Below are 23,032 nucleotides of genomic sequence, written 5' to 3'. Positions count from 1 at the left end.
TGCCAATTTGGCATAATGTAAATATACACTCATTTCAAAAGTATACGTAATAAATATAGCTGCAAATAGCTATAGAACTATTAGTTAAGGGAAGTGTTAATGATTTTTAGTGGACACGTGTGGGTCCTATCGAAGGCGATGCCATAATATCCATTGCATAATTCCGCGTAATGATAAATAGATCAGGAAAGCCATCCATAAGGCATGGTTTCCCATTAAGGCATAAAAGATATAATAGATCAGGAAGAACAGTCCCGAAGCCACCAGCATCGAATAAAGCATCAACCGGGTAGCTGTTGCACCAATCAGGATGCCATCCCAAAGAAAAGCGGCAAAGCCGGCCAAAGGAATAGCCAAAACCCAATAATAATAACTTCCGGCAGCTTTAATGACTGTTGTATCATTCGTCAGCAATCCCAGAAAATCTTGTCCACCTATCATATATAGAATCGTAAAAGACAACGACAATCCCCATCCCCAACGGAATAGCAGACGAATCATCCTTTGTAATCCGGTATTATTTCGTGCACCGACATAACGTCCGGTCATCGCTTCACCGGCATAGGCAAAGCCGTCCATTATATAGGAAAATAGTGTAAACAGCTGCATCAACAACGTATTAACGGCCAATACAACATCTCCCTGCCGTGCACCTGTCGATGTAAAAAAAGTAGTAACAGCCACCAAGCATAACGTACGGAAAAAGATATCGCTATTCACCTGAAAGAAGCGCTTCATAGCTGTCTTGCCGATTATCTCCTGCCAACGAAAAACAATCTTCAACCGCCCGTAATAACGAAGCCAAAGCAACGAAGCCATAAAAAGTCCGGCATACTGAGCAATCAACGTACCCAACGCCACCCCTTCTATCTTCATATCCAGCAAATAAACAAAAGAAAGGCTGGCAACGATATTCACCACATTCTGTGTAATCGCTATAAACATCGGGAAACGTGAATTTTGCATGCCGATAAACCACCCAGCAAAGCCATAAAGTCCCAATACGGCAGGTGCTCCCCATACACAAATATTGAAATAAACCGTAGCCAGTTCGCGCACCTCTGGGGTAGCATCTATCAAAAGAAAAGCTATTTTCCGGATCGGATATTGAAGCAGCAACAGACATAAAGCGATAAACAGCCCCACTCCCACTGCCCGTAACAAAACACGTGTCACCCCTTTCAGGTCGCGCTGTCCAAAAGCCTGAGAAGTCATACCACTCGTCCCCATCCGCAGAAAACCAAACAGCCAGTAAATAATATTGAATAGCATCCCTCCTACGGCAATCGCCCCTATATAAGCCGCCGATCCTAAATGACCGACAATAGCGACATCAATCAGCCCCAATAAAGGCACAGTTATATTCGAAACAATAGAAGGTATTGCTAATTGAAGAATTTTTTTGTTCATGTTATTGTATATACCAAAAGCTTATTCTTAAATTTGTAAACAAAGTTACGGATTACTTTATATATAACATTATAACGCAACAATGTTTCAATAACAGATAAAACGCGAACCCAAAGTGGTTGTAAAAACACAGGATGTTCGCACTCCCTGTTATTCTGATATTTACAATATTATTAATAACTATACAAATACCAATTATTTGTACACTTTATTATTCGCAAAATTATATGCTGAAAATGTTATCAATAAAGCTTTCCATAAACATGCAGTCGCATCCTTTACGGGTGCGTGGATTGAAACTCGAATAGTTGTTTAATCCGAACGACTGTTGAGTCGCATCCTTTACGGGTGCGTGGATTGAAACTAATATTGAGCGACCCGAAACAACAACATCGTAGTCGCATCCTTTACGGGTGCGTGGATTGAAACTCAATATAACGCCTGTACACCTCAATCCGGTCACGTCGCATCCGTAAAGGATGCGACACGTTCCTTTTTCAGAGCGTTCAAATCATCATCGTTTCAATCTACTTAGGGAGCTCGTTCATTACCAAGAATTACTATACTAAGTATAATTATAAACAAAATACAAACGACCACAAAAAGAAAATGTCATTATTCATCAATAGACTGTTCTTATGTTATTTACCTATTCTAAATCAAATTTATTTGCCTTCCTTTGTAAATTAAAGCATGAAAGCTTAGTTCTTTAAAAAATAAAACATAACTTTGTGAAATAGGAATAACAGAGAAAGTATATTTCTCAAAGTGTGGACACCTATATTATTATTTATTAATTGTTAACCTAAACTTATGGTATACACGAATAAAGAATACTGTCTTGAGGTTAAAGGAAGCATGGCCTGTTTTACCAGACCTGAAATGAAAGTCGAAAGAGTCAGCTATGATGTGATAACTCCCTCTGCTGCACGTGCTATCTTTGAAGCTATCTTTTGGAAACCTGCTATACGATGGAACATAACCCGGATAGAAGTATTAAATCCCATTAAATGGTTTTCCTTTAAAAGGAATGAGGTTGGGAACCTGATGAGTCCTCGTGCATCCGGGTTATTCATTGAAGATAACCGGCAACAAAAATCCAGTTTATTACTGAAAGATGTTTGTTACAGGATTTTCGCGGAACTGGAATTTATACCTATAAGGAATAGAACAGAAGAAGATAAGTCGAAAGCGACAGCAGGGTCTTCTGACGAAAATCCAGGCAAATATAATGCAATGTTCGAGCGCAGAGCTAAAAAAGGACAATGTTTCAATCAACCCTATTTAGGTTGCCGTGAGTTCTCCGCTGATTTCACATACATCGAAAATCCGGTAAAAGGAGACGGAATACCCGAAAACCGCGATTTAGGATATATGCTATATGATATGGATTTCACAAACGAAAAAGATCCGAAACCAATGTTCTTCCGTGCAATAATGAAACAAGGAGTCTTGGTCGTTCCATCCATTAACAGTGAGGAGGTACGCCGATGATTCTGCAAGCATTATACGAATACTACCAGCGCAAAGCCGCTGATCCGGAGAGCACTATCGCTCCCCGCGGATTAGAATGGAAAGAAATTCCTTATCTTATTCTGATAGATAAAAAAGGAACGTTTTTAGAACTACAAGATACCACCGAGGGAATAGGAAAACAAAAACGAGCAAAAAAATATCTGGTTGTTAAAAGTAAAGGACGTACTGGCAGCAACAGTTGGCAAACTGCAAATGTATTTTGGGACCATTTCGGATATGTATTAGCCCAACCTAAAAATACGGATGATAAAGGAATGCCCAAAGCACTGGATGATGCCGCTAAACAAAATAAATCCTTTGTTCAGGAAGTCAGGCGGCTTGCTGAAATGCATCCTTCCAATGAAGACATTCAGGCTGTAGCCGGATTTTACGATAACCCGGAGAATCTTCAACGTATAAAAACGGACCCGTTATGGGAAGAATGCATCAAAAAAGACGGGACAAACATATCCTTTAAAGTAGCCGGAAAAATTACTATCGTAGCCGAAAATCCAGATGTAACATCATCCACTGAAGATTGTTCGGAGAAGGATGAGCCGATAGGGATATGCCTTATTACCGGAAAAAAGGCACCGATAGCTATACTCAATAGCGCCATTACCATACCCGGAGGCAAAAGCGGAGCAAAGCTGGTCGGCTTTCAGAAGAAATCAGGTTACGATTCATATTATAAAGAACAAGGCATGAACGCGCCTATTTCAAAAGAGGCTGAAGCTGCTTATACCACGGCATTAAATACGTTATTAGGAAAAGACTCCTCCAACAAATATCATTTACACGACACATCCGTTGTTTTCTGGTCGCAGAAACCGACAAAACTGGAGCAATGTGTCAGTTTCATGTTTGCACCTCCTTCAAAAGATAATCCGGATAAAAATACGGAAATTATCAGAGACTTCCTTCAATCCCTTTCTTCCGGAGTATTGAATGATGAGGATGAAACACCCTTTTACATTTTAGGCTTAGCTCCTAATGCCGCCCGTATTTCCATAAGATTCTGGCGACAAGGAACAGTAGGCGAATTTGCCAGTCATATCAGACAACATTTTAAGGACCTGGAAATCATAAAAAGCAAGAATCAAAGAGTCTATTTTTCTCTATTCAATTTACTGACCCAGGTTGCATCCTTAAATAAAATGGAAAATCTGCCGCCCAGTTTAGCCAGCGATTTAAGCCAGAGTATATGGGACAACCAGCCATACCCAACCACATTGCAGATGCAATGTCTGATACGAATCAAAGCAGACCGGAATATAACGTCGATCAGAGCCGCTATACTAAAAGCTTATTTAAATAGAAAATTCAGAAATCATCATAATCCACCTAAAGAAATTCGAATGGCACTAGATTTAGAAAATAAAAACCAGGCGTACTTATGTGGCCGCTTGTTTGCTATCCTTGAAAAGATCCAGAGTGATGCTATCCCGGGAGCTAATTCTACGATTAAAGAGCGTTACTACGGTGCAGCGTCGACTACCCCAACAACTGTATTCGGCCGCTTGTTGTCTCTATCCAGACATCATCTTGCAAAATTTGATACCGGGAAATCTGTTTATTATGAAAAGTTATTGCAAAGTGTTATCACCGATCTGGATAGTAACGGGTTACCTAAATATTTATCGATGGACGACCAGTCGCGTTTCGCAATCGGTTATTACCATCAAAGAGAAGATTTATATAAAACAACAACAGATAAAGAAAAAAATTAATACTATACAAACATGGAAACAGCAATAAACAATCGTTACGACTTCATTTATTTATTTGATGTACAGGATGGTAATCCGAACGGTGATCCCGATGCCGGAAACTTACCCAGAGTTGATCCGGAAACAGGGGAAGGCCTGGTTTCCGATGTCTGTCTGAAACGTAAAGTCCGGAACTTTGTCCAAATAGTAAAAGGAGGAGAAAGACCGTATGATATATTCATTAAAGAGAAAGCGGTATTGAATAATCTGATCACTGAAGCTCATAAACAGGAAGGGGTTAAAGATATAAAAGAGAAAGGAGATAAAACAGAGGCTGCCCGTCAATGGATGTGCAGAAACTTTTATGACATAAGGACATTGGGAGCCGTACTAAGCACTGGTGAAAATGCCGGACAGGTTCGTGGCCCTATCCAGTTTACTTTTGCCCGTTCCATCAGTCCGATTGTTACTGCCGAACATAGTATAACCCGTATGGCTGTGGCAACGGAAGATGAAGCTAAAAAACAGAGTGGAGATAACCGCACTATGGGACGCAAATTCACTGTTCCTTACGGATTATATAAAGCTAACGGATTTATTTCCGCTCATTTAGCCGTACAGACCGGATTCAATGAAGAGGATCTGAACTTATTCTGGGATTCATTGAAAAACATGTTCGACCACGACCATTCAGCAGCCAGGGGAATGATGAATGCCCGCAAATTGATCGTTTTCAAGCATAGTACAGCATTAGGTAATGCTTCAGCTCATTCCTTATTCAGTTTAGTAAAGGTTCAACTAAAGGATGACCAACGCCCACCCCGTTCGTTCGACGATTATATTGTTACCATCGACAAGGATAAACTACCGGAAGGAGTAGAAGTACTGGACATGATATGATAGAATACGGAGATGAGGACCTGTTGATGCTTTCCGGAATCCAGCACATAACTTTCTGTGAACGTCAATGTGCCCTTATACATATCGAACAGCAGTGGGCGGAAAACAACCTCACTATTGAAGGAAACTGGATGCATCAAAAAGTAGATGATCCAACCTTGATGAACCGTAATAAAGGCATAGTTACATTAAGGTCTGTTACGCTTGTCTCCAGACGGCTGGGACTTTATGGAATCTCTGATGTAGTAGAGATGGTTGCTTCCTCCTCCGGACAAAATGCAATAAAACATCCTAAATATCCGGGATTCTGGCAATTAATCCCGGTCGAATACAAACGGGGCAAACCTAAAAAAGACCAGATAGATGAAGTCCAACTATGCGCACAAGCGATTTGCCTGGAAGAAATGTATAACGTCAGCATAGAAAAAGGATTTTTGTATTATGGGGAAACCCGTCATCGGGAAGAGGTTCCGTTTACCGGAGAATTGCGGAAACTGGTTGAAAATAAATGTGCCCAAATGCACCGGCTATACGAGCAGAAAATCCTTCCGCCAGCAATATACAAAGCGCATTGCAAGTCATGTTCATTATGTGATGTATGCATGCCTAAAGTACTGACAAAAACACTGAAAGTGAATACTTACCTGTCCCAGTTATATGATTAAAATATGAGAAAATTATTGAACACATTATATGTAACTACTCCAGAAGCCTATTTAACTAAAGATGGAGAAAACGTAGTAATCAGGGTTAAGGAAAAAGATATATTCAGAATTCCGATTTTGAATATAGAAGGTATTGTCACATTCGGATATATGGGTGCTTCCCCGGCATTAATGAAAATGTGTGCCGAAAGAAATGTAGGATTATGTTTTTTAAGTGCCAACGGACAGTTTCAGGGTAGAGTCTCCGGCCCGACAAAAGGGAATGTCCTTTTGCGAAGAACACAATACAGGATTGCCGACGATGCAAATAAATCGCTGGAGATCAGCCGTCTGTTTATTGCCGGAAAGATAGCAAATTCCCGGACGGTTATCGACCGTTTCAAAAGAGATCATATTTCTTCCGACGAACAGCTATCCTTGTTTTTATCCGTATCTGAAAAATTAAAGAGATCAAAGAATCAGGCTTTAGCTGCTGAGTCCTCCGATACATTAAGAGGTATAGAGGGAGAAGCCGCTACAACTTATTTCTCTGTATTTGATCAGATGATCATATCGCAATGTGAGGATTTTCCTTTTAACGGAAGGAACAGAAGACCGCCCAAAGACAAAGTAAATGCCCTGTTGTCATTTGTTTACACATTGCTGAATCATGAGGTACAGTCTGCATTGGAAACAGTAGGGCTCGATCCGTACGTAGGCTTTTTACATACCGATCGCCCGGGAAGAGCTAGTTTAGCGTTGGATATGATGGAAGAGTTACGAGCCTACCTGGCAGACAGGTTAGTATTGTCTTTAATCAATCGTAAACAGATTTCCGGTAAAGGTTTTGTTCAACACGGAGATAACGGGATCGTTATGGATGAAGATATCAGAAAGGAAGTTTTACTCGCCTGGCAGAAAAGAAAAAAAGAGACAATAATCCACCCTTACTTAAATGAATCCGTACCAATAGGGCTTATCCCATATATTCAAGCGATGCTTTTAGCTCGTTTTTTGAGAAACGATTTAGATAATTATCCGGTCTTTTTAATGAAGTAATTTTATGTATGTTCTAGTTACATATGACGTAGAAACGATGACTTCCAACGGACAGCGCAGGTTACGTCAGGTAGCACGTCAATGCCTGAATTATGGCCAACGCGTCCAGAATTCCGTTTTTGAATGCTCTGTCTCGCCTGCTCAATTTACCGAGTTAAGATTAAAGCTATCGGATATCATAGATCATAAAAAAGATAGTATCCGTTTCTATTTCCTGGGAAATAATTATTCTAAAAGGGTTGAATACATAGGTGTCGTCACATCCTATAATGTAGAAGACGAACTTATAATATAACTGTTCGCGAACATTAAGCATTAGCAAAAAGCTGGGGTTTTCGCATTCATTGATTATTAGTCTATTAAACACATCTATTAGTTCTATTTCATCAATAAAGAATCCAAAAAGTTTATTATCGCATAAAGGCATTGATAACATACTGTAAATGTTTGTGTTATTTGTAATGCAGTCGTACCTTACAAAGGTACGTGGGTTGAAACAGAAGCTCCGTCTTTCAATACAGAAAGATTCTCGTCGTACCTTACAAAGGTACGTGGGTTGAAACAAAAACAAGGGTTAGTCCATAACCCTATTCTTAGTCGTACCTTACAAAGGTACGTGGGTTGAAACAAGAAAGCCGGTGTCATAATCATGGATATCGCGCCCGTCGTACCTTACAAAGGTACGTGGGTTGAAACAAAGGAATATCATTTATGTAGTTCATGTTTGCCGGTCGTACCTCATTCTCTCGTTCTTCAAGGCTTTTAATTGGTACCTTGTTTCAACCACCCATAAAGGATGCGACACAACCAGCCTGAATTTAGCGGCAAATTATTACTGTTTCAACCCACGCACCCGTAAAGGATGCGACCCTCTGTTCTTTTAATTGGATTCACCTGACGACTGTTTCAATCCACATACTTATAACAATCAACTCAATCCGTAACACCTATCACACCAACAGCAACTCCTCCACCCAAGCGCCATCCAAAACCAACCCGGCACGTTCATCATAACACCTTCCATCCTCCAATATAAATATCCCGGCATACTCTCCCACAGTGCCCTGTTTACGGAACTGTTCGAAATCATATTTTCTGATGGATACGCTATACTGTTGTAGCTTACGTAACAACCAGAATTCCGGACCAATCCGCTTCAATTCCTCCAGTAAGGTTGCGCCATCACCATAACCGACTAAGATGGACACCGAGTTTTTATCGTCTATCAACCGGAATTGATCGGCTGCCGTAGCAAAAAGGAAATTCATTTCTCCGACACCTTCGTATAAAGACTTTTTTATCTCCGCCTTGTCAAATGTATTGCACTTACTATAAAATAACCGGAAATATTGAGCCATACAATCCGGGGAAAACAAGTCATTCCCATCGGAAATAGACAACATCTCCCGCAAAGCAGCCGCCCCCTTCCCCATCAAACCACGTAAAACACTATTCTCCGGTTTGAAGACAAAGACCTGTCCCAACTCACCCTTCTTGTTTAACTTGCCTTCCCGGTTACATCTTCCTGCAGCCTGTATGATTGAATCCAGACCGGCAAATGCACGGTACACTACCGGGAAATCAATATCTACCCCGGCTTCAACCAACTGTGTGCTTATCACACGGACAGGTTTATTGTCCTTCAATTTCTGCTTAATCAATTTTATCACTTCCATGATATGTACGGAACACATCATACGCGACAGATGCAAAGTACCTTCAGGCATCCGCAGATAAAGCTCCCGCGCCTCCTTACGGGTATTTACAATACATAATACACAATCATATCCGGACAGTTCGTCGGCAAGATCATCGAAAGTCACGGTCGATTCCGGCCAATGCAATTCTACCCGTTTAAAAGCCTCAAACAAATGATCATGCACGGAAGTTATTTCTGTCACGGGACTCTTCAATCCACTAAAAGCCTTCTGCCCCGTTCCGATATGACCGGCAAAAACGGGTAATGTCGCTGTGGTAAACAAAATACTGGTTTTAAAAGACGATTGCAGGCTCTGCAAAATATCCAATATCGGCTGCAAAAATTCAACCGGCAACATTTGCGCCTCATCCAGAATAACAACTGAATTACAGATATTATGTAACTTCCGGCACCGTGAAGTCCGGCAAGCATACAGCGATTCAAAGAATTGTACATTCGTCGTCACAATAATCGGAGCATCCCAGTTTTCCGTTGCCAACAGGGAAGGAGACCGTTCATCATTACTATCCGGCTGCAAATTACTATGATGCTCCACCACATTCTCCGCACCGAAAATATCCCGGAGCACGGCAGCCGTCTGTACAATAATACTCGTATAAGGAATGACAATGATAATCCTATCTTTTTTATAACGAACAGCATGGATGAGCGCCCAGGCCATCGACGCTAATGTCTTTCCCCCGCCCGTCGGTACTGTCAGGCTAAAAAAGCCGGGAAGCTTTTCCGCCATCTCACGGCAACGGGACAAGATAGCAGCACGCTTCTCATTGATGAAAGAGGCAGGAGCACCTGCCGTAAGCGATTCCATATGTGTATCAAACCGCTCTTTCAACGTTTCCATAGAATCATATTGCCCGCGACGAACAGCCTGCTCCGGCTGCATAAACCGCTCTGTATCCAGATAGTCGGCATCTACCAGACATGAAAACAACATGCGAATCCATTGGTGCATTTCTTTCTGAAAATCACTAATCATAGGCGCATTCAGCGAAACGACCGCTTCCTGCATCTCTTCCGGCGCATCTTTCAACATTTCCTGGTAACAGTCTGTTTTAGACAGACGTTTATTCAAATTAGCCTCCCCGGAAGAAGTCCAGTCCAGCAATCCCGAATGATGTCCAGCTATACAATAAGCCAATGGGGGATAATAACCCGGTAATTTCTCTTTTGTCAGAATAGCTCCGGCTGAGGAATGATCGGGTTTATTCGCCACTTTCTGCTCTGCCGTCATACCGGATGCACTACGGATATAAGGTTGAAAACTATCCTTCGTATATTTTCCCATATCATGCCACCAGCCATTCTGCTTTCCCCAGGCCGCGGCCCCGAAAACAGCAGCAAACGATTCGCTCAAATCGGCTGTACCGACAGCATGTTCCTTGACTGTCTGTATCTGAAAAGCATTATCTTCTATCCTGACATGCGCTATAAAGTCCTGCTCCTTTTCCATCTTATACAAATGTTTTTACTAATTTATTTGCCATTTGCAATATTACAACATAAACACATACACAACAGACAATTACAGCATTGCAAACACTATTTTCATTTGCAATGCCGTTTGCCATTTGCCATACATCATTTATTCCTGACAACCAAATAACACGTACCTCTCATCGTACGGCGCGACGGGATCTTATTCTTTTGAAGCAAGCGTCCGAAGTATGTCAACCGTTTAGTTCCCAACTTTATACCACTTTTATCTTGCAGGTATTGAAGTATTTCGAGAGCAAAAAGTTCCTCATATTCCTCACCCGGCAATGGTGCACGGAAGTTTTGCAGGAACAATTGTTCCTCTATCGGTATCTGCTGGAACACATCATTGTTACGGGTGGTAGAAGATTCTTCTTCGGACGTAAACCAATAGCGTTCGCCTACCTTTAAAGCCGATACTGCCTGCGCATAAAGCTGTTCATAATTAACCAATACAGAATTATCTGCTGTCCCGGTTATCCCGATACATATAAAACGGCGGCTACCGGTCGGATCGGTCAGCAAGTCATAATTATTACAAGTGGCAATGAAAGAAGCATACCGGTGCAACGCCTGAATGCTCCGTTTATAAGGTTGGCGGGCATTAACCACCGGCTTTTGAAGAACATTCTTCAAAAAACTCTGATACGCGGCACTTACCGAATCGAACTCATCGATATTGATCAACGCAAAACGGGTAAGTAGCAATTCTGCATCCCGCTTATTGCTGAAATCGATGCTATCGGTATAATACATACGAAGCGAAGGGGGTAACAGGTTCCGGCACCAGGTCGATTTGCCGCATCCCTGAGGACCGACCAGCAAAGGCAACGAACTGTTGGCATGCAAATGATCCCGCCGATACCAATGAGCGACCATGCTCAGAAACCAGATATAAAACAAATCGCGCCAAGCAGTATTATCCGTTGGCAATGTATCGGCCAACGCACGAATATGATCTTTCCCGTCCCATGCCGGCAAATGTTCCAGATAATCTTCCAACGGATAGAAAACCGGTACCCTGTCGGAATACACATACCGCTTCACATCACGATCCCAAAGTGCCAGCCCTTCAGCCTGTGCATTCAGTCCGATACTATTCAGAACCGTTTCCGTCACAGGAGCAAAACGGATATAATATGAACCTCTTGCCCGGAACTCCACTTCGCCGGCCAGCATATTCCGTCGAAACTCATAACGCCGTTTCATAAACTCATCCGTCTTCACAGACAGTAATTGCTCGGAAGATATCACCGGTTTCTTTCCGAAATTCTTTGACAGTTGATAGACTGTATGGATCGTCTCCCGGATTTCCTCTTCAAACAATTCAAAATTCTGGTAGATTCTAGTCCAACGAACCGCATCTTCCTCCGGTATCCCGGACTGGAAACAATTCTCGGCCAGCTTTGTCAGAAAAGGTCTAATTTCTTTCCCGCCATCCAGCCCCCCCGTTTTCTCTAACGCATCCAACATACAGGCATTATAAAAACGGGAAATGATACGGCTGCGGTCGAACCCGGGCATCATACGTAAAAGCGGGTCTTCTTCTTTCGATACAATTTCCCGGTATGTCGGTTCGTCCGGCATCTGTGTCGGTTGCTCCTGAACCAATGCTACAGCCGAAAGATTATAGTATAAATCAGGATCAAAGGAATAACGGCATCCCCGTTCCAAAGAGGGAGCCTTTATCTCTATATCGCATTGCAACTGAGCCTGATAATAGGTAACAGCACGCCGGTAGGCTGTTGCATGAAACAATTCCGCCTGCTCCCTGTCCCGTGGCAATGTTCCGTCAGGCAAAACAAACGGTACCAATATTTTTACACTCTTTCCGCTGGAACCGGTAAAAGCAGCCAGTGTCTGAGGGGCTTGTGATGCCAACTCTCTTATTCTCGCCACCTCTTCCTTATTCGCCAGATTTCCAACCTCCACTAGAACCAGTCCGTTGTACGACCGGAACTCGACCTTTTTATCTCTTTTCCCAAATAATGCAGAAAAAAATAACATCGGAAGATCCGTTGCATGTATGTTTTTATCACCAGGCATCGAACAAGCCAAGAGCTCCCTGTATTCATTCACAACCTTGCGGTATTCGCCGTTGCGCATACCGCACAAAACAACGTTAAACGCCATATTTTTAAAGGTTTTACACCCATTTCTTGTTTGTGTAATATTCATAGTATAATTTATTTTTTACCCCTCTTATGATATGACAAATGGCAAACGTCATTGCAAATAAAAAAAAGCATTTGCAATGTTTTAAACTTCTATTATACAATATTTTGCAGGAGAATATTGCAAATGGCAAATACTTTCCTGAAACTTTATGTACAATCTTATTTCATCTTCGTAAACTCAATATTACTCAGCCGGTCTTTCAGCTTCGGACTGGGTTTAAAGCCTATCCCCTTCAGTTTGATGGATTCAGCGCGGATTTTAGACGGTTCTTCCACATCGCGGTTCGGTTGAGCAGTCACAGAGAAGGTACCCAGACCATCGATCGTCACCGTATTGCCTTCCTTCAACGCTTCCGATATCAATAAAGTCAGATTTTCGATCATCCCTTTAACATCCCCATACGTGAAGGTGCTGGCATCGGCCATTTGTTCTGCCAGCGTATCGAGGTTTACATTACCATAGCTTACGGTCGTAACCGAATACTTTACCTGCTCTTTGCCGGTAATATTATCATTGATTTTTGTGAGTTTGTACCTTACTGCCATGCGGTTCCCTTTCTGTTAGATTTAATATTACTACTAGTTATATCAAAGGTTACTACCTTTTATCTCATTGATTACCAGTTAGTAAAACCAGGCTGTACAGGATAATCGAATAAGGTGTACAGGCTGGCCGACCAGGGTGTACAGGATAATCAGCCAGGGTGTACAGGATGATATTACTAAGTCAGGACTAAAGGTATAAAATATAAGGAGATATACAATAGTTTATCCTATATTTTTATCTTCTATTGCCGTCCATGTTAATAACAACACTTCGATTTTGTTCAAACTAAGACACAATAAACGTCACCTGGAAACCGGGCACAGGCCGTTCAGCCAAACAAAGGTCCCTGCCTTGCCGAACCATCATCTGCCGGGAAAGTGACAAGCCGATACCCGAACCATTCTTTTTGGTTGTAAAGAACGGAACAAAAATCTCCCGCTCGACATCTGCCGGAATAGGCGCACCGTTGTTGCTGATCCACAACTCCTTATTCCAACGTACATCCATAGCCGTCGCCCCGGCTTCGCAGGCATTCTTGACCAGATTGATCAATACCTGGCGCAACATATTCTCATCCGTAAACATCGTGGCAGACAAAGGGATGGAAATATGCCACTCCAAATCCGGATAAAGCGTCCGAATTCTTTCCACGAAAGCGGCCAATGGGATCTCCACAAGAACCGGCTCCTGCAACTCTGCCAATTTCCGGTAACTGTCCACAAACAAGGCAAGCCCCCGGCTGGTGTCATGAATGGCACGGACTCCTTCCTCGTAAACCGTCCCCGCAATCGCCGGGTTATCCAAATAGGCCTGGCTGATGCTGGCTATCGGTGTCGTAGCATTCATGATTTCATGGGTGAGTACACGAGTCAGCCGCTGCCACGATTCCACTTCGTTGCGGGCAAGCAGCACGCCTATATCCTTACCTGTTTCATTAAGGGCTTCCTGCAACGCCCGTTCTCCGAAGAACAGACCTTTTACAGGAAGACGGAACGTGAACTCTTCGTTGCGAATCGCCTCACGCATCAGATGCGCCCGGTCTCTCAGCAACACCTGATGACGATAGAACCATCCGAAGAAGACAACAACAACCACCAAAAAAGAGACTATCAGAATCATAGTTTTTTCATTTTAGCATACAATGTCTGCCGGGTAATCCCCAACAGTTCGGCAGCCCGGCTGATGTTGCCGTGGCAACGCTCCACGACCTTATGCACATGTTCCGCCTCGACTTGTTCCAACGAAACCACTTTCCGGCCGGCATCAATCGCATCTTTCAAGATACGGATCAACTCCTGGTTGTCCCAAGGCTTGGTAACAAAGTCTGCCGCTCCCATCTTCAACCCACGCACCGCCAATTTGATATCAGCGTATGCCGTCACCAGCACCACCGGAATGGCCGGATGCTTCTTATGGATTGCACGAAGCCAAAGCAAGCCGTCTTGTCCAGAGTTTCCCCCTTGTGTGAAGTTCATGTCGAGCAAAATCACATCCACCTCCTCTTGTGCCAATACCGTAAGAAGCGTATCGGGAGAAACAAGCGTCAATACTTTGTCAAACTCACCGGCCAAACAGATCCTGACTGCCGTAAGAATCGCCGGATTATCATCCACCACCAATATCGTCCTGTAATTCGCCATATCCGATTCGTTTAGATTACCTTCATTTATCGGGGATAAAGATACGGAAAAAGGCTGTATGAATATCATACAAACAGGTGTATGATTTTCATACAAACTGCTCTAACCACACTCTTCATCCATTGCCGAATGCCGGTAACCTTATACATTTGCAACAAACAAAACAATGAACAAAGATGAAATCGTACTTCACTTTTCTCAGCCGCAACAAGCTCTACACGGCCATCCAGTTCTTCGGACTGGCCATCGCATTGGGAGTCGTCCTCCTTTTAACACTATATGCTAAAACCGAATTCAATATCGGTAACAAACAGCCATACTCCCAGCAATTGTATGCCATCGGCTACGGCGATGACATCGGTATGACAGTCGGTACCGCCCCGGAATTATTCCCTTCCATTCCGGAAATAAAAGAATGGACACGCTTCATCAACAGCGAGTTGACGGACTTGACCATAGACAACAACTACTACCAGGCAAACAGCCTTGCCGTCGATTCCAACTTCTTCCGGATGCTGGGCTATTCGCTCATCGGATGCAACCGCGACAAGGCGCTAAGCGGAACAGACGAGGCCGTCATCTCCGAACCATTCGCCCGTAAAGTATTCGGTAATGAAAATCCTATCGGACGCACAATCATGTACCTGAACCAAACACCGCTACGGGTCATCGGGATTCTCCCGGCCTTCGATCCGACAGAACTGTTGAAACCGGTCGACCTCCTGGTCTCTATCAAATTGGAGGAAAAGACTTATGCCTGGATGGATAACTTCGGTCAAACCCAAACGTTCGTCACGTTAGCGGAAGGGGCAACACCCGCCAACGTCACCCGAAAACTGCTCGACAGTTATAAAAGTTATTGGGATTATTGGGAAGAAGACAACAGCACGAACTCCTTTGCGTGGGGTTCATCACTCACACGCATGGACGAAATATACTTTTCACCCATGAACCATAACACTCCTTTCCGCAACGGGACACGGAAACAGGTTCAAATCTTATTGGCCATCGCGATAATCTTGCTCCTTTCGGCCGTCTTCAACTACATCAACCTGACCGTGTCGCAAACCGGCAAGCGGGCACATGAGATGGCGACTCGACGATTGATGGGCGATTCTGCCGGGCAAATCGTGTTGCGCTATCTCGCCGAGTCGGCAATCTTCACAACCGGGTGCTTCATCGGCGGATGCCTCATTGCCGTCATTGCCAAACCCTATTTCGAATACTTGCTCTCTACCCAAATCGCCATATCGCTTTCTCCCGCAACGGTCGCCTACGCCCTGTTGTTGTTGGCCGGAATCACCGGCATATCAGGATTACTACCGGCTCTCATCATCCGTAAATACAGCCCGATAGATATTGTAAAGGGGAACTTCCGCTTGCAGAACAAGCAACTATTCAGCCGCCTGTTCATCATCGTGCAGAACGTGATCAGCACGTTCCTCATTGCGTTGGGGCTGACAATGGCCGTCCAAATACACTACCTTGCTACCCTGCCGACCGGTTATAATACCGATCTGGTCTTTGTACGGGCCTGGGATTTAGGAGCGACCTACGACAAACAAGCCATCCTCCAGAAACGTTTGCAGGCATTGCCCCAGGTGGCAGAAGTGGCGTTGGCACGGAAGCTGCCTTTCGTCAGCGGCCACGATGGCGTACGCCAGCCGGACGAAGAGGGAATGTCATGGCTCCACCTCTCGGATGTGGACAGCACAGCATTCCGGATGTTGGGCTTCGAAGTAGCAGAACGCTGGTCAGACCCGCTACCCGGCATGGTTTGGGTAACGGAAGAGACCTGCCGCCGTTACAACCTTTCGACCGACAACCCCCATTTCGGGAAGAACGGCGACGAGAGCGGCTACCGGTATAATGTCTGTGGAGTTATCCGTGATTACCGTTCACTCATGGCGTTAAGCACTCCGACACCCGATTCGCACGGAGCGGTCAGGGTGATGGACCCGCAAGGCTATGTGATCAACCAGGTAATCCGGACCCGAGGTGACCGGTCGGAAGCCCTGGCAGCCATCCGCCATACCTGTCGGGAAGTGTCCAAAGAGGTGATCGGGATGCCGAAAGACCTGGAAGCCGATTATATCGATGATTATCTGAACAAAGATTTAACACACGAGAAGAACGTCGTGATGCTCGTCCTATGCTTCATGGCCATCTCCATCCTCATCTCTGCCATGGGACTGTTTGCCATGTCGATAAGCTACACCGAACAGCAAAGCAAGCGGATTGCCTTGTGCAAAGTGATGGGAGCCGAAACAAGCGGTGCGGTATGGGAACTTTCCAAACGGTTCATGACGTTCTCGTTGCTTGCCGCCTGCTTCGCCCTGCCCATCAGTTTGAAAGCGGTTCAAATCAGTTTGGAGTCATTCTATAACCGCATCGCCTTTCCGTGGCACCTCATAGCCGCGGCTGTTTTGGCAACCATAGTCATCGCTTTCGTGTCAATCATCAGTCAAACTTTGAAAGTCGCCCGCCGCAACCCTATAAAAAGCATCCGGACGGAATAAAAACAACAGTATATAACAGATAACATCATTATAAAAAACGAAACAAGTCATGATTAAAATAAAGAATCTCAGCAAAAGCTTCCGAACGGAAGAAATAGAAACCATCGCACTCAACGGCGTAAGCATGGAAGTGAAAAAGGGCGAGTTCGTCGCCATCATGGGTCCAAGCGGATGCGGCAAATCGACCTTGCTGCATATTCTCGGCCTGCTGGACAACCCGGACGAAGGCAGCTACCTGTTGGATGGGGAAGAAATGGGACACTTGAAAGAGAAAGACCGTACCCGTTACCGCAAAGGACGTATCGGGTTCGTCTTCCAGAGTTTCAACCTTATCGACGAGCTGACGGTGGAAGAAAACATAGACCTCCAACTGAAATACCTTGGCGTACCCAAAGCCGAACGCAAGCAGCAGGTACTTGACATCCTGCGCAAAGTGCGCCTCAGCCAACGCGCCAAACATTACCCGCAACAACTATCCGGAGGCCAACAGCAACGAGTAGCCATCGCCCGCGCCGTAGTAGGCAAACCAAAATTGATTTTGGCCGATGAGCCGACCGGCAACCTCGACTCTAAGAACAGTCTCGAAATAATGAAACTGCTCAGCCAGTTGAATGCCGAAGGAACGACTATCGTCATGGTGACACACTCGCAGCACGATGCCACATACGCCGACTACATCATCAATCTTTTCGACGGACAAATTGTCAATGAGTTGGATGGAATACTTTGATGCGCATCGAACGGGATGTACGTCGTATGCAGCAAATTTATTTTATTTTCCAAGATTTGTGAAGCATTTGTTTCATATAAGTAATCGCAATGGTTAACGTTCTAATTTGAATCGATTTACCAATTATTATTAGAATTACAGCTATTAATATCATCATAATGCCGGCACCTAATCGTAAAGTGAACATTTCATTGAAAACCATAATGCCGATAAACACAGCAGTAAGCGGTTCCAATGCCCCCATAATAGCAGTGGGTGTTGAACCGATTAGGCGCACTGCCATTACCATAAATACAAGAGATATAACCGTAGGAACTAATGCAAGCATTATGGCAAACATCCACATAGAAGAGGTTGTAAGTAATTGTATATGATTGTCGCTGTCAAAAAAAGATTGAATGATGATGGTTAATGTACAAAATAGCAAAACATAAAGTGTCAACTTTATAGTTGGCATCTTTAATGAAGATTTATTTACAATAATAATATAAAGCGCATAAGAAAGAGATGATAACATAACTAGTAATACTCCCATAGCATTTAACATGCTCCCATCATTTCTTTTATATAACAGTCCTATACCTCCTAAAGATAAGAGAATAGATAAAATAGTAACTAAAGATATTTTTTCTTTAAAGAAAAAAGCCATTATAACAGTTACAATAACAGGATATATGAATAGAATTGTAGAGGCTATCCCTGCATCCATATAGTAAAAACTAAGAAATAAGGTTAGAGAAGATACTCCAAACAAAATCCCTAACCCGCCTAAAACTACTAATTCTTTTCGTGTAATCCTAAATGGTTTATTTTGTACGAACATTAACCCACTAAGAAAAATTGAGGCAATAAAGAAACGATAAAATAATACAGAATTAGCGTTTACTCCCGCTTCATAAAGGGATAATGCCCCAAGTGGATTTGTCCCATAACTGATTGCCGCAACAATTCCATAAATTGAACCTTTCAATTTTGCATCCATTTTATTACGTTGTCTATTTATAAAAATAAAGCTAATATGGGAATTAATATACCTGCCAACAGTTCAATTCCTCCTATCCCGAACAGACCACGTTTACCTTTATTTATTAGAATTCCGCTTATACATATTAAAATAAGACAAGCGGCAAATAGGTCTGAAAAATAAATCCACCAATTTCCCGGGTTATAATGGAGATATGAAAATTGATAAAAAACAGGTCTTTTCTTTACTCCTTCATAAGTAACATTTCCCGTTTGAATGTTAAGTACATATGTTGAACCGCTTTTCAGAAAAACTTTCAGTGTCGAACTGTTTGGATAGAAATGCTTGATATAATTATTCTGTTCATCTATCTTTTTTAACAACTGTATTATTTCCTTTTTTGTAAAATTACGGGAGTGAGGAAATATTCCATTTTCGGCATAATTGTTTACAGTAATATAATATTTAGGATTAAAATCTTTTAAATGATTCATCGTTATACCCGATACTGCATAAATAAGAATCACTCCCGTAAAGAAAAAAGACAGGTGAGTGTGAACCGTCCTACAATAACGTCGGAACAAATTGCCTATCCGTAATCTGCTTGTTATTTCTTTATCCATATACTAGTTATTTCTGAAATGAAAAGTTGATGTTTGGATGGCTCATTGTTATAAGATTCTTCCATAATTTTCTCTTTGTAAGGCTGGGTCAAATATGCATAATCCATCTCTTGAACGAATATCTTTTTACATTCTATAATCATTCGAGCCTCTTTGAAACTCATCAATCCGGAAGGGATTTCTAACGGGGTTAATCCCGCTTCCGAAACCTTGTCTGCATCACGTCCCGATTTTGTTCCGCAAATTCTAAGTGCTCCCCGATATTCTTCAGTAAAGAAACTTAGTGTAAAACTTTCCTCCCGTTGCAGAAACTGATAGGTATATCGTGAATCACGAATCACAATAAAGGTGGACGGTCTGCTCCACATATAGCCAACAGCCCCCCATGCAGCTGTCATTGTATTATAAGAACTTTTGTTTCCGGCTGTTACTAACATCCATTGCTTACCTATCAGGTCTATCACGTTGTCAGGAAGGTCGGTTGCTTCTATCCGGTCGTAACGAGAATGCCAACTTGTATTACCCGTGCCGTCCTCCTTCCAAATGACCGTTTTGTCTGTTTTTTTACTATTTTCCATACATGAAGTAATTAATAATGTACCTAAAATTGTTGAAAAGAAAGCTCTCTTTTTCATATTCTATTATTAGTTAATAATTATTTCACAAAGATAGACGAGGCTAGAATCAAAATACTTGTATTCTTATTACAATGTTTTGTATATTTGTGCTATGAAAAAGTGCAGCCAGTTAGAATCATTAAAGGTTATAGATGTAATTGAGGAAGAATATTCTTGCGAATTACACGCTCAAGACCATTTTGAAATCATCTATATCCATTATGGATGTGGAGTTCATGTATTCAATGAAGTCACAATTCCTTATGAAAAAGGAGATTTATTCCTACTCGCTCCTGGTGACCGGCACTATTTCACGGTGAAAACCGTAACACGTTTCACGTATATTAAATTCACCTCTGACTATTTTGAGACTTATAATCGTTCTTCAAAGTCTTTTTCACAAGAAATAACTCCAACTTCCATCATGCAAATTCAATGGTTGAAAGAGGATAAAATAACAGTAAACGAACCCTGTCAGACCATCTTAAAGAATATTTTCGAGAATATTATCCTCTATAATTCGACGATTAACGTACTCCGTTCGTCCATAGTGTATTATCATATTCTTTCCATTTTTGGGATGATTAAAGAATATCTTGATAACCGAAATATTGAATTAAAGAAGAAGACACCAACTAATGCTCATATAGCGGCATACATTCAAGCGAATATTTATAATCGCGACTGTATTTCTATCAATATGATTGCTAATCATTTCAATATCTCACCATCTTATTTCAGTACCTATTTTAAGCGTAATTTTGAAATAAGTTATAAAGAATACATTGAAAAGATACAAATACAACTCATCAAGCGAAGGTTAGAAACAGGAGAAATCAAGTTGAAAGAAATTGCTAATGAATTTGATTTTACCGATGTAAGCCATTTGTCCAAATTCTTTAAACGGCGTGAAGGGCTTAATCCTTCTGAATATAAAAATACTGGAAAATAAAACTGGTTGATGCCGGATATGATGCTGTTGCTTATCTATGTGACGTATCGGATGTTCAGGCAGTAAGAGGTTGACTCCCGTCGCCTGCCGGGAAAGTAAAAAAACGAAGGCTGCGGGATTCATATCCGACAGCCTTCCATATTAACCCCTAACTTTAACCAATGTATTACCGGAAGATTCGTTCCGGTAGTTTCAACATAATGATACGTTAGTAACCGGAATTCTGTTTCAGGTTCGGATTCTTATCCATGCTATCCTGCGGGATCGGCAGATAACGGTTCTTGGCTGCAAACTCACGGTTTTCAATCAGGTCCTTACCTGTTACGACGGCACGTTTATAAGGATCTGTCTCGTTGTAATCGATAGTACCGACGATACGGTACAACGGACCGTTCAATAATGTTTCGGCCAACATCTTTCCTGCGGCATCTTTCCAACGCAGAATATCTGCACGACGCAAGCCTTCACCCGCCAATTCAATGCAGCGCTCACGACGAATCAACTCACGCAATGTTTCTTTCGTGTTGTATCTGGCTCTGTCCACAACAGGCATGCCGGCACGGGTACGGATCTGATCCAGATAATCATACACCTGGGCGGAAGGACCGTTCAATTCATTCTCCGCTTCGGCATACGACAACAAAACTTCGGCATACCGGAACACGATCACACAAGTTCCGGTACTCCACATATTGGGATACTGGTCGATGGGGTCCAGATATTTCGCCCAGGTCAGACTGGATTTCGAAGCATTATCGGTGTAGGTGGGATAGTTCTTATTATCCGACTTATCCGCCAGTGTTTTATCCAGCGTGTTCAGCACCGAACCTCTCCAGTCCTGTCCCGGATAAAGAATACTCATCGCCATACGGGGATCGCGGTTGGCAAACGGATGGGCCGCATCATACAAGGCTGACTCTTCCTTCGTTTTACCGTCTGTCATTTCATACATATCCACCAGGTTCTGGGTGGGGACGATAGAAGACCAACCACCGTCTACATTATTATACATCTGGCCGATCACTCCCAAACCGAATGTATTAGGGATACGCTGGTCAGCAATGATCACCTCTTTCGAATCTGTACCGGTGAGCTTGAACAAATTGGAATAATCGGGTTCCAATTCATACTGCTTCAGGTCGATGATGGCCTGGGCAGCCTCTTTAGCCTTCTGCCATTCCCCATAATACAATGCCTCACGCATTTTTATTGCCAGTACACCGCCTTTGCCGATGCGTCCGCGGGCAGCCGGTGTCGTATTAATACCCGTCAAAGCATCTTCCAGGTCTTTGGCTATCTGCTGACGAACTTCCTCTTCGGTATTACGTGGCACCTGGGCTTCTTCGGCTGACTGATAAGAGCCGATGATAGGCACACCGCCATACCACCAGTTCATCTGGAAGTATTTATAAGCACGAATCGCTTTCGCCTGTGCTACCAGGTCATTCTTCGTTGCTTCCGACTTGAATGTTACATTGTCGATATTCTCCAGCACGGTGTTACAACGGCGGATAGTCGTGAAGCTATAAAATGAACTGCCGGGGTTGGAGCTTGACAAAGAACCGTCACCCCAGGGGCGCCAACCTTCCCACGGGAAGTTATTGTAAGCAATATCTGAACCACAATCGAGATAGAGAATGGCGGTCGGATCCCACAGACCGTTATAACATCCCACCACGAAACTTTCAGCATCCGTTTCGGTCTTCCAGGTGGTGGAAGGAGACAATGCATCATGTGGAGCCGTATCCAGAAAGTCCGAGCAGGATGTAGATAAAAACGCTGCTCCGGCCATTAAATATATTGATAATCGTTTCATAAAATTCAACTTATATT

General features: G+C 43.0%; 19 protein-coding genes. 9 read left to right on the top strand and 10 right to left on the bottom strand.

Annotated elements, in window-relative coordinates:
• Window positions 1–126: 126 nt before the first annotated feature.
• Window positions 127–1,410 carry an MATE family efflux transporter gene (locus NBH14_RS21390; protein ID WP_186961066.1) on the bottom strand — a complete coding sequence of 428 codons (1,284 nt, stop codon included), beginning with the start codon at window positions 1,408–1,410 and terminating at the stop codon, window positions 127–129.
• An 813-nt stretch (window positions 1,411–2,223) separates the two neighbouring features.
• Between NBH14_RS21390 and cas5c the strand changes: the two genes are divergently transcribed.
• Genes cas5c through cas2 form a run of 6 tightly spaced genes read left to right on the top strand, consistent with a single transcriptional unit; the run spans window position 2,224 to window position 7,532 of the window.
• Window positions 2,224–2,904 carry a type I-C CRISPR-associated protein Cas5c gene (cas5c, locus tag NBH14_RS21385; protein WP_186961065.1) on the top strand — a complete coding sequence of 227 codons (681 nt, stop codon included), beginning with the start codon at window positions 2,224–2,226 and terminating at the stop codon, window positions 2,902–2,904.
• The gene (gene cas8c / locus NBH14_RS21380; RefSeq protein WP_186961064.1) at window positions 2,901–4,655 is read left to right on the top strand and encodes a type I-C CRISPR-associated protein Cas8c/Csd1; all 1,755 of its coding nucleotides are present in this window, start codon (window positions 2,901–2,903) and stop codon (window positions 4,653–4,655) included. The genes cas5c and cas8c overlap by 4 nt, the downstream gene beginning before the upstream one ends.
• A gap of 12 nt (window positions 4,656–4,667) precedes the next feature.
• Window positions 4,668–5,534, top strand: coding sequence for a type I-C CRISPR-associated protein Cas7/Csd2 (gene cas7c / locus NBH14_RS21375; protein ID WP_186961063.1), 867 nt, complete (start codon window positions 4,668–4,670; stop codon window positions 5,532–5,534).
• Window positions 5,531–6,199, top strand: coding sequence for a CRISPR-associated protein Cas4 (gene cas4, locus NBH14_RS21370; RefSeq protein ID WP_186961062.1), 669 nt, complete (start codon window positions 5,531–5,533; stop codon window positions 6,197–6,199). Before cas7c ends, cas4 begins: the two co-directional genes overlap by 4 nt.
• A gap of 3 nt (window positions 6,200–6,202) precedes the next feature.
• The gene (gene cas1c, locus NBH14_RS21365; protein ID WP_186961061.1) at window positions 6,203–7,237 is read left to right on the top strand and encodes a type I-C CRISPR-associated endonuclease Cas1c; all 1,035 of its coding nucleotides are present in this window, start codon (window positions 6,203–6,205) and stop codon (window positions 7,235–7,237) included.
• Between the two features lie 4 nt (window positions 7,238–7,241).
• The gene (gene cas2 / locus NBH14_RS21360) at window positions 7,242–7,532 is read left to right on the top strand and encodes a CRISPR-associated endonuclease Cas2 (protein ID WP_186961060.1); all 291 of its coding nucleotides are present in this window, start codon (window positions 7,242–7,244) and stop codon (window positions 7,530–7,532) included.
• Window positions 7,533–8,187: 655 nt separating this feature from the next.
• On the opposite strand, the gene cas3 is transcribed toward cas2, so the two are convergent.
• The 5 genes from cas3 to NBH14_RS21335 all read right to left on the bottom strand — a co-directional run bounded on the left by cas3 (window position 8,188) and on the right by NBH14_RS21335 (window position 14,794).
• Complete coding sequence (gene cas3, locus NBH14_RS21355; RefSeq protein WP_186961059.1) at window positions 8,188–10,407, bottom strand: CRISPR-associated helicase Cas3'; 2,220 nt, start codon at window positions 10,405–10,407, stop codon at window positions 8,188–8,190.
• A 128-nt stretch (window positions 10,408–10,535) separates the two neighbouring features.
• Window positions 10,536–12,563 (bottom strand): BT4734/BF3469 family protein, encoded by a 2,028-nt coding sequence (locus NBH14_RS21350; protein WP_250817748.1) that lies wholly within the window; start codon window positions 12,561–12,563, stop codon window positions 10,536–10,538.
• Window positions 12,564–12,766: 203 nt separating this feature from the next.
• Window positions 12,767–13,153: an HU family DNA-binding protein gene (locus tag NBH14_RS21345; protein ID WP_186961057.1), complete on the bottom strand. Its 387-nt coding sequence runs from the start codon at window positions 13,151–13,153 to the stop codon at window positions 12,767–12,769.
• Between the two features lie 286 nt (window positions 13,154–13,439).
• Window positions 13,440–14,273 carry a sensor histidine kinase gene (locus tag NBH14_RS21340; protein WP_046150100.1) on the bottom strand — a complete coding sequence of 278 codons (834 nt, stop codon included), beginning with the start codon at window positions 14,271–14,273 and terminating at the stop codon, window positions 13,440–13,442.
• Window positions 14,270–14,794, bottom strand: coding sequence for a response regulator (locus NBH14_RS21335; RefSeq protein WP_186961069.1), 525 nt, complete (start codon window positions 14,792–14,794; stop codon window positions 14,270–14,272). The genes NBH14_RS21340 and NBH14_RS21335 overlap by 4 nt, the downstream gene beginning before the upstream one ends.
• A 176-nt stretch (window positions 14,795–14,970) precedes the next feature.
• On the opposite strand from NBH14_RS21335, the gene NBH14_RS21330 reads away from it, so the two are divergent.
• Entirely contained in the window at window positions 14,971–17,313 is a 2,343-nt protein-coding gene (locus NBH14_RS21330; RefSeq protein WP_250817747.1) for an FtsX-like permease family protein, read from the top strand.
• A gap of 49 nt (window positions 17,314–17,362) precedes the next feature.
• Window positions 17,363–18,043: an ABC transporter ATP-binding protein gene (locus NBH14_RS21325; RefSeq protein WP_007653611.1), complete on the top strand. Its 681-nt coding sequence runs from the start codon at window positions 17,363–17,365 to the stop codon at window positions 18,041–18,043.
• Window positions 18,044–18,080: 37 nt separating this feature from the next.
• Here NBH14_RS21325 and NBH14_RS21320 read toward each other — a convergent pair whose 3' ends face one another.
• Genes NBH14_RS21320 through NBH14_RS21310 form a run of 3 tightly spaced genes read right to left on the bottom strand, consistent with a single transcriptional unit; the run spans window position 18,081 to window position 20,208 of the window.
• A complete protein-coding gene (locus tag NBH14_RS21320) occupies window positions 18,081–19,025 on the bottom strand; it encodes a DMT family transporter (protein ID WP_186961055.1) in 945 nt (314 codons plus the stop codon).
• Window positions 19,026–19,042: 17 nt separating this feature from the next.
• Window positions 19,043–19,630, bottom strand: coding sequence for a PepSY-associated TM helix domain-containing protein (locus NBH14_RS21315; RefSeq protein ID WP_186961054.1), 588 nt, complete (start codon window positions 19,628–19,630; stop codon window positions 19,043–19,045).
• Window positions 19,615–20,208, bottom strand: a complete 594-nt coding sequence (locus NBH14_RS21310) for a flavin reductase family protein (protein WP_250817746.1) — start codon at window positions 20,206–20,208, stop codon at window positions 19,615–19,617. Before NBH14_RS21310 ends, NBH14_RS21315 begins: the two co-directional genes overlap by 16 nt.
• 151 nt (window positions 20,209–20,359) lie before the next feature.
• Between NBH14_RS21310 and NBH14_RS21305 the strand changes: the two genes are divergently transcribed.
• Window positions 20,360–21,199, top strand: a complete 840-nt coding sequence (locus tag NBH14_RS21305) for an AraC family transcriptional regulator (RefSeq protein WP_186961052.1) — start codon at window positions 20,360–20,362, stop codon at window positions 21,197–21,199.
• Window positions 21,200–21,407: 208 nt separating this feature from the next.
• Here the strand turns inward: NBH14_RS21305 and NBH14_RS21300 are convergent, their stop codons facing one another.
• The gene (locus NBH14_RS21300; RefSeq protein WP_186961051.1) at window positions 21,408–23,015 is read right to left on the bottom strand and encodes a RagB/SusD family nutrient uptake outer membrane protein; all 1,608 of its coding nucleotides are present in this window, start codon (window positions 23,013–23,015) and stop codon (window positions 21,408–21,410) included.
• Window positions 23,016–23,032 lie beyond the last annotated feature (17 nt).

It is taken from the genome of Parabacteroides caecihominis (assembly GCF_023656785.1).
In the GTDB taxonomy this organism is placed as follows: Bacteria; Bacteroidota; Bacteroidia; order Bacteroidales; family Tannerellaceae; genus Parabacteroides; species Parabacteroides segnis.
Note: the sequence above shows the minus strand (reverse complement) of the source record. Positions and strands in the feature narration are given on the sequence as shown.

What these genes read in the sequence shown, in the direction of transcription:
- NBH14_RS21320 (WP_186961055.1), bottom strand. Translation starts at nt 19,025, where the DNA reads ATGGATGCAAAATTGAAAGGTTCAATTTATGGAATTGTTGCGGCAATC.
- NBH14_RS21315 (WP_186961054.1), bottom strand. Translation starts at nt 19,630, where the DNA reads ATGGATAAAGAAATAACAAGCAGATTACGGATAGGCAATTTGTTCCGA.
- NBH14_RS21325 (WP_007653611.1), top strand. Translation starts at nt 17,363, where the DNA reads ATGATTAAAATAAAGAATCTCAGCAAAAGCTTCCGAACGGAAGAAATA.
- NBH14_RS21390 (WP_186961066.1), bottom strand. Translation starts at nt 1,410, where the DNA reads ATGAACAAAAAAATTCTTCAATTAGCAATACCTTCTATTGTTTCGAAT.
- cas5c (WP_186961065.1), top strand. Translation starts at nt 2,224, where the DNA reads ATGGTATACACGAATAAAGAATACTGTCTTGAGGTTAAAGGAAGCATG.
- NBH14_RS21335 (WP_186961069.1), bottom strand. Translation starts at nt 14,794, where the DNA reads ATGGCGAATTACAGGACGATATTGGTGGTGGATGATAATCCGGCGATT.
- NBH14_RS21300 (WP_186961051.1), bottom strand. Translation starts at nt 23,015, where the DNA reads ATGAAACGATTATCAATATATTTAATGGCCGGAGCAGCGTTTTTATCT.
- NBH14_RS21340 (WP_046150100.1), bottom strand. Translation starts at nt 14,273, where the DNA reads ATGATTCTGATAGTCTCTTTTTTGGTGGTTGTTGTTGTCTTCTTCGGA.
- cas7c (WP_186961063.1), top strand. Translation starts at nt 4,668, where the DNA reads ATGGAAACAGCAATAAACAATCGTTACGACTTCATTTATTTATTTGAT.
- NBH14_RS21350 (WP_250817748.1), bottom strand. Translation starts at nt 12,563, where the DNA reads ATGGCGTTTAACGTTGTTTTGTGCGGTATGCGCAACGGCGAATACCGC.
- cas8c (WP_186961064.1), top strand. Translation starts at nt 2,901, where the DNA reads ATGATTCTGCAAGCATTATACGAATACTACCAGCGCAAAGCCGCTGAT.
- NBH14_RS21310 (WP_250817746.1), bottom strand. Translation starts at nt 20,208, where the DNA reads ATGGAAAATAGTAAAAAAACAGACAAAACGGTCATTTGGAAGGAGGAC.
- cas3 (WP_186961059.1), bottom strand. Translation starts at nt 10,407, where the DNA reads ATGGAAAAGGAGCAGGACTTTATAGCGCATGTCAGGATAGAAGATAAT.
- cas4 (WP_186961062.1), top strand. Translation starts at nt 5,531, where the DNA reads ATGATAGAATACGGAGATGAGGACCTGTTGATGCTTTCCGGAATCCAG.
- NBH14_RS21345 (WP_186961057.1), bottom strand. Translation starts at nt 13,153, where the DNA reads ATGGCAGTAAGGTACAAACTCACAAAAATCAATGATAATATTACCGGC.
- cas2 (WP_186961060.1), top strand. Translation starts at nt 7,242, where the DNA reads ATGTATGTTCTAGTTACATATGACGTAGAAACGATGACTTCCAACGGA.
- NBH14_RS21305 (WP_186961052.1), top strand. Translation starts at nt 20,360, where the DNA reads ATGAAAAAGTGCAGCCAGTTAGAATCATTAAAGGTTATAGATGTAATT.
- NBH14_RS21330 (WP_250817747.1), top strand. Translation starts at nt 14,971, where the DNA reads ATGAAATCGTACTTCACTTTTCTCAGCCGCAACAAGCTCTACACGGCC.
- cas1c (WP_186961061.1), top strand. Translation starts at nt 6,203, where the DNA reads ATGAGAAAATTATTGAACACATTATATGTAACTACTCCAGAAGCCTAT.